Origin of the sequence: Streptomyces sp., from assembly GCF_036566765.1 — a bacterium.
Classification (GTDB): Bacteria; Actinomycetota; Actinomycetes; order Streptomycetales; family Streptomycetaceae; genus Streptomyces.
This window is the reverse complement of record NZ_DATCVQ010000531.1, coordinates 1-6,246: the sequence shown is the minus strand read 5'-3', so window position 1 is coordinate 6,246 and position 6,246 is coordinate 1. Positions and strand designations below refer to the sequence as shown.

At 75.4% G+C, this 6,246-nt stretch carries 6 protein-coding genes and 1 tRNA gene; 2 read left to right on the top strand and 5 right to left on the bottom strand.

Annotated features, from left to right (window positions below; all coding sequences use genetic code 11):
- Position 1 precedes the first annotated feature (1 nt).
- The 4 genes from VIU94_RS30720 to VIU94_RS30705 all read right to left on the bottom strand — a co-directional run bounded on the left by VIU94_RS30720 (position 2) and on the right by VIU94_RS30705 (position 3,278).
- Positions 2-75, bottom strand: a tRNA-Thr gene (locus tag VIU94_RS30720).
- 74 nt (positions 76-149) lie between these two features.
- The gene (locus tag VIU94_RS30715; RefSeq protein WP_331916318.1) at positions 150-1,685 is read right to left on the bottom strand and encodes an alpha/beta hydrolase; all 1,536 of its coding nucleotides are present in this window, start codon (positions 1,683-1,685) and stop codon (positions 150-152) included.
- 79 nt (positions 1,686-1,764) lie between these two features.
- On the bottom strand, positions 1,765-2,967 hold the full coding sequence (locus tag VIU94_RS30710; protein WP_331916316.1) for a DNA polymerase III subunit delta': 1,203 nt from the start codon (positions 2,965-2,967) through the stop codon (positions 1,765-1,767).
- A gap of 116 nt (positions 2,968-3,083) precedes the next feature.
- Positions 3,084-3,278, bottom strand: a complete 195-nt coding sequence (locus VIU94_RS30705) for a hypothetical protein (protein ID WP_331916314.1) — start codon at positions 3,276-3,278, stop codon at positions 3,084-3,086.
- A gap of 156 nt (positions 3,279-3,434) precedes the next feature.
- Here VIU94_RS30705 and VIU94_RS30700 point away from each other — a divergent pair, with 156 nt between their 5' ends.
- Both VIU94_RS30700 and VIU94_RS30695 read left to right on the top strand, forming a co-directional pair.
- Positions 3,435-4,598 carry a sensor histidine kinase gene (locus VIU94_RS30700; RefSeq protein WP_331916312.1) on the top strand — a complete coding sequence of 388 codons (1,164 nt, stop codon included), beginning with the start codon at positions 3,435-3,437 and terminating at the stop codon, positions 4,596-4,598.
- The gene (locus VIU94_RS30695) at positions 4,586-5,227 is read left to right on the top strand and encodes a LuxR C-terminal-related transcriptional regulator (protein ID WP_331916310.1); all 642 of its coding nucleotides are present in this window, start codon (positions 4,586-4,588) and stop codon (positions 5,225-5,227) included. Before VIU94_RS30700 ends, VIU94_RS30695 begins: the two co-directional genes overlap by 13 nt.
- A 34-nt stretch (positions 5,228-5,261) precedes the next feature.
- Here the strand turns inward: VIU94_RS30695 and VIU94_RS30690 are convergent.
- On the bottom strand, positions 5,262-6,246 hold a 985-nt coding region (locus VIU94_RS30690), incomplete at its 5' end, for an ABC transporter permease (protein ID WP_331916308.1).

Sequence of the window (6,246 nt, the reverse complement as noted above, 5' to 3'; positions counted from 1 at the left end):
GAGCCGCCTTCGGGATTCGAACCCGAGACCTACGCATTACGAGTGCGTTGCTCTGGCCAACTGAGCTAAGGCGGCAAGCCGTGCGGTCCCATGGTGGGTGCAGCAGCGTCGCCAAGTCTACACAGTTAATCGGGGTGCTCCGACCACCGTCATGAGCAGCGCTTTCCCTTCGCGGGGGGTGCGCCTTCGAGGAGGTAGGCGTTGATCGCGGAGTCGATGCAGTCGCTGCCGCGGCCGTAGGCCGTGTGGCCGTCGCCCTCGTAGGTGAGGAGGACGCCGGAGGCGAGCTGGGACGCGAGGGACTGGGCCCACTTGTAGGGGGTGGCCGGGTCGCGGGTGGTGCCGACGACCAGGAGCGGGGGCGCGCCCTTGGCGGTGATGCGGTGGGGGCGGCCGGTGGCGGGGGTGGGCCAGTACGTGCAGTTCAGGGAGGCCCAGGCGAGGCCCTCGCCGAAGACCGGGGAGGCCTTCTCGAAGGACGGCACCGCCTTCTCGACCTCCGCCGGGCCGTCGAAGGCCGGCGGGAGGTCCAGGCAGTTCACGGCCGCGTTGGCGAACATCAGGTTCGAGTACGTGCCGTCCGCCTCCCGCTCGTAGTAGCTGTCGGCCAGCGCGAGCAGCCCCGAGCCCTCGCCGCCCATCGCCTGCGTGAGCGCCTCCCGGAGCTGGGGCCAGGCAGCCTCGTCGTACATCGCCGCGATCACCCCGGTCGTGGCCAGCGACTCGCCCAGGCGGCGGCTCTCCCCCGTGGGCACCGGCTCGGCGTCGAGCTCGCGGAAGAAGGCCCGCATGCGGACCGCCGCCGCCTCCGCCGACCCCGTGCCGAGCGGGCAGTCCGGCTGCTTGACGCAGTCCGCCGCGAAGGCCTGGAACGCGGTCTCGAAGCCGGCCGTCTGGTCCCGGTTCAGGTCGACCGCGGGCAGCGACGGGTCCATCGCCCCGTCGAGCACCAGCCGCCCGGCCCGCCCCGGGAACAGCTCGGCGTACGTCGCGCCGAGGAAGGTCCCGTACGACGCGCCCACGTAGGTCAGCTTCTCGTCGCCGAGGACCGCCCGCAGGATGTCCATGTCGCGTGCCGACTCCACCGTCGAGACGTGCGACAGCACCTTCCGGGCCCGCTTCCCGCAGCCGCTCGCGAAGGTCCGGAACGACGTCGCGAGCGCCGCCGACTCCCGCGCGTCGTCCGGCGTGGCGTCGACCTGCGTGTACGTGTCCATCTGCGGCCCGGTCAGGCACTCCACCGGCTCGCTGCGCGCCACGCCCCTCGGGTCGACGGCGACCATGTCGTAGCGCGCCTTGACCGGGGCCGGGTAGCCGATGCCCGCGTATCCCTGGAGGTAGCCGACCGCGGAGCCGCCGGGGCCTCCCGGGTTGACCAGCAGCGAGCCGAGCCGCTTGCCCGGGCCCGTCGCCTTCACCCGGGAGACGGCCAACTTCACCTCGCCCGCGTCCGGCCTCGCGTAGTCCAGGGGCGCGCGCAGCGTCGCGCACTGGAAGTCCGGCACGCCGCAGGCGCGCCAGCTCAGCCGCTGGCCGTAGTACGGCTCCAGGCCGGCCGTCCCCGACGGCGACGGCGCGGAGCCCCGCGGCGCGGCCGCGTCGCTTCCCGCCGTGCAGCCGGAGACGAGGAGCCCGGCGGCGGCCAGGGCCACGGCGGACGTGCGGAGCAAACGCCTGGAGTCCATTCCCGGAGGGTAGCGGCACCAGCACACAGCGTGTCCAATCGGAGGCTCGACCCCGACCGCCGCGCCACGCGCCCCGACCTCAGCCGCGCAGCTCCATCGTCATCGCCTCCACCGCCAGCAGCGGCGCCACGTTCCGGTCCAGCGCCTCGCGGCAGGCCAGCACCGCCTCGATGCGGCGCAGGGTCCGCTCCGGGGTGGTGTCGCGGGCGACCCGCTCCAGGGCGTCCCGTACGTCCTCGTTGGCCAGCGGCGTGCGGGCGCGCATCTGGAGGGCCAGGACGTCGCGGTAGAAGCCGGTCAGGTCGGTGAGGGCGAGGTCGAGGCTGTCGCGCTGGGTACGCGTTCTTCGCCGCTTCTGCCGCTCCTCCAGCTCCTTCATCACACCCGCGGTGCCGCGCGGCATCCGCCCGCCCTGGGCCGCGCCGAGCGCGGCCTTCAGCTCCTCGGTCTCCTTGGCGTCGATCTCCTCGGCGACCTGCTGCGCGTCCTCCGCCGCCGCGTCGATGAGCTCCTGGGCGGCCCGCAGGCCGCCGCCGACGTCCTCGGCCCGCAGCGGCAGCTTGAGCACCGTCGCCCGGCGGGCCCGCGCCCGCTCGTCGGTGGCCAGCCGGCGCGCCCGGTCGATGTGCCCCTGCGTGGCGCGGGCGGCGGCCTGCGCGGCCTCCGGATCGATGCCGTCGCGCCGTACGAGCACGTCGGCGACGGCGGACACCGGGGGCGTACGGAGCGAGACGTGGCGGCAGCGGGACCGGATCGTCGGCAGCACGTCCTCCAGGGACGGCGCGCACAGCAGCCAGACCGTGCGCGGCGCGGGCTCCTCGACGGCCTTCAGGAGCACGTTGCCCGCGCCCTCGGTGAGCCGGTCGGCATCCTCCAGGACGATCACCTGCCAGCGCCCGACGGCCGGGGAGAGCTGGGCCCGGCGGACGAGGTCGCGGGTCTCCTTCACGCCGATCGAGAGCAGGTCCGTCCGGATGACCTGCACGTCGGCGTGCGTGCCGATCAGGGCGGTGTGGCAGCCGTCGCAGAACCCGCACCCCGGCGCCCCGCCGAGCGCCCGGTCCGGGCTGACGCACTGCAGCGCGGCGGCGAACGCCCGCGCGGCCGTCGCGCGCCCCGACCCCGGCGGGCCGGTGAACAGCCAGGCGTGCGTCATCTTCGACGAATCGGGGCCGGGCCCGCCGGCGGCCTGGGCGGTCACGAGCGCGTCGGCGTCGCGCGCGGCCGCGGCCAGCTGCTCCGCCAACCGCTCCTGTCCGACCAGGTCGTCCCACACGGCCATGTCAGCCCCGCCTCCTCAGACCTCAGGTACGTCCTCCATTGTGGGGCAGCCCACTGACAGCCTCCGCCAACCCCGACCGTCCCGACGACTCGGACCGTCCGACAGCCCCGACCGAGTCAGGAGACACGGGACCCCGAGCGCGACCCCGACCGCGAACGCGTCAGCCACAGGGCGACCGCCGAGCCGATCACCACGCTGCCGGTCGTCACGCTCGCCACGACCTCCTTCGCCCCGGTGTAGCCGGAGAGGAGGGAGACCCAGAGGTTCGCGGCGACGAAGACGACGAGCAGCAGCCAGAGCAGGGGCCTCATGGGTTGTCCTCCAAGGAAGTTGGGCATCCGGTCGGTGGTTCCCGACCCCTCCATGATCACCTCTCCGTCCCTCTGGGGGCAGCCGAGTCCGCCCCCGCATCCATGGTGTAGCCCGCTCCACCGCCCCCGCCCCGTGCCGTCGCCTAGCCTGGGCGCATGCGTGAGGCGATCAAGGAAGCGGGCCGGGCGTCGCTGTACCTGCTCCGCGGGGCCGCCGTCTCGCTGGTGTGCCACCTGATGATTGGCGTCGTCGTCTTCACCGCCTTCCTCACGGCCACCGTGATCGGTGCCGGCGTGCTGCCGGAGAGCGTCCTGCTGCTGCGCCGGATCGCCGGCCTGGAGCGCCGCCGCAGCGCCGCCCGCTCCGGCGTCCCGGTGCCGGAGGCGTACCGTCCGCTCGAAGGCCCGCTCCCCGAACGCGTCCGCGCGGCGCTCGGCGACCCCGGCACGCACCGGGACCTGATCTGGATGCTCGCGGAGATCCTCTACGGCATGGTCCTGCTGTACGCCGCCATGGTGCTGTGGATCCCCGCGCTGATGGTCGACGGCGCGTGGTGCGGGCTCGCCGGCCGCGCCCCCGTCGCGCTGCCCCTGCTGGGACGGCTCGCCGACCTCCAGGCCGACTGGTCCCGCGCGCTGCTCGCGCCGTCGCCGGACGCCGCGGACGCCGCGCTCGCCGAGCGGATCGAGCAGCTCACGGCGACCCGCGCGGGCGCGGTCGCGGCGCACGGCGCCGAACTGCGCCGCATCGAACGCGATCTGCACGACGGCGCACAGGCCCGTCTGGTCGCGCTGTCCATGCGGATCGGGCTGGCCCGCCGGGCGTACGAGTCCGATCCCGCGACCGCCCGCCGGCTCCTCGACGAGGCCCAGGACCAGGCGGAGGAGGCGCTGGCCGAGCTGCGGCACGTCGTCCGCGGCATCCACCCGCCCATCCTCACCGACCGCGGACTGACCGGCGCGGTGCGGGCGTTGGCGGCGAGCAGCGGCCTGGACGTCAGCGTCGTCGCCGACGGCGCGGACGACGGCCCGCGCGCGCCCGCCGCCGTCGAGGCCGCTGCGTACTTCGTCGTCGCCGAGGCGCTGACCAACGCCGCCAAGCACAGCGGCGCCCCGCGCGCCCGCGTCGAGCTGGTCCGCGACCCGGCCCGGCTGCGGATCGCGGTACGGGACGAGGGGCGCGGCGGCGCGGACGAGAGCAGCGGCTCGGGGCTGCTCGGGATGCGCCGCAGGGTCGCCGCGCTGGACGGCGCCGTCAGTCTGACCAGCCCCGTCGGGGGGCCGACCGTGATCGAAGTGGAGTTGCCGTGCGTGTGGTGATCGCCGAGGACAATGCCCTGCTGCGGGAGGGCCTGGTCCTGTTGTTGACGTCCGCGGGCCACGAGGTGGCCGGCGTCGCGGCGACCGGCCCCGAGATCCTGCCGCTGCTCCTGGAGCACCGGCCGGACGTGGCGGTGCTCGACGTACGGCTGCCGCCCGGGTTCCGCGACGAGGGGCTGCGGGCGGCGCTCGCGGCCCGCGAGCAGCTGCCGGACCTGCCGGTGCTCGTGCTGTCCCAGTACGTGGAGGAGACGTACGCGGCCGAGCTGCTCGGCGGCGGCGCGCAGGGCGTCGGCTACCTGCTGAAGGACCGGGTGGGGCGGGTGGACGAGTTCCTGGACGCCCTGGACCGGGTGGCCGGCGGGGGCACGGCGCTGGACCCGGAGGTCGTGACGGAGCTGATGGCGCGGCGGCGCGACGACCCGCTGGACACGCTGACGCCACGCGAGCGCGAGGTCCTGGAACTGATGGCGCAGGGGCACGACAACGGAACGATCGCCCGGACGCTGGTGGTGACGGAACGCTCGGTCCACAAGCACGTCGGCAACGTGTTCGCGAAGCTGGGGCTGCCGCCGAGCGACAGCGGCCACCGCCGGGTGCTGGCGGTCCTGGCGTACCTCGACGCCTGACCGCACGCGGCGCCCCGGGCGGTGGCCGTCCGTCTCAACTGCGCACGAACCTGCCCTGCTTCGCAGGGAGCAGCACGCCCGCGTACGCCGTCGCGGCGACCGTCGCGACGATCGCCGCGGCCTCCGGCGACGGCAGGTACGGGGCGGTCCCGGCCATCGACACCGCGAAGGCGGTCAGCGGCAGGGCGCCCACCGCCGCGCCGAGGAGCAGACCCGTCCCCGTGACGACGGCGGCCTCGACACGGAGCATCCGCCGCACCTGGGAGCGGGCCGCGCCGACCCGGCCGAGCAACGCGAACTCGTCGCGGCGGCCGAGGGTGACCAGCACCAGAGTGCTGAGGACCGCGATCACCGTGAGGCCGCCGACGGCCGCGACCACGGCCGTGGAGACGAGCCGGTTGAGCTCCTCGCCGTCCCGCACGGCCCGCTCGGGCGTCGGCCGCGGCCCCGGCTGTACGGCGCCGAGCGCGGCCAGCCCGGCCCGTACGGCGGCGGGGTCCGCGCCGGGCCGCTGCGCCACGAGGACGCGGGCCGGGAACGGGTCGGTCATGTGGCGGGCCAGATCGGCGGCCGGAAGCAGGAACTCCCCAAGAGCGAGCGCACGTTCATAGACCGCCACCACCCGCAGTCGCGCCTCGGTCCCGTCGCCGTGGCGCAGGGTCACCACCGAGCCGGGGCGTGCGTCCAGCGCGTCGGCCCGGTCCGCTCCGAGCGCCACCGTCCCCGGCCGGGCGAGCCCCGCCAGGTCGCCCGTCACCACGCCCGGGTCGAGGGTGCCGGCCAGACCACGCGCGTCCACGCCCAGGGCGGGCAGCCGGTCGAGCCGGGGCTCGCCGGCCTCCTCGTGGGCGAGGACCACGGTGGACCGCAGGACGTCGGTCGCGGCCGCGACGCCCGGGACGTCCCGTACCCGGTCGGCGGTCGTGCCCGTCACGGCGAAGCCGGCCCGGGTGGCCGCCTCGGCCTGCCCGGCGGCGGCCCGCTGCATGGTCGCGCCCGCGCCCAACTGCACGGCGGCG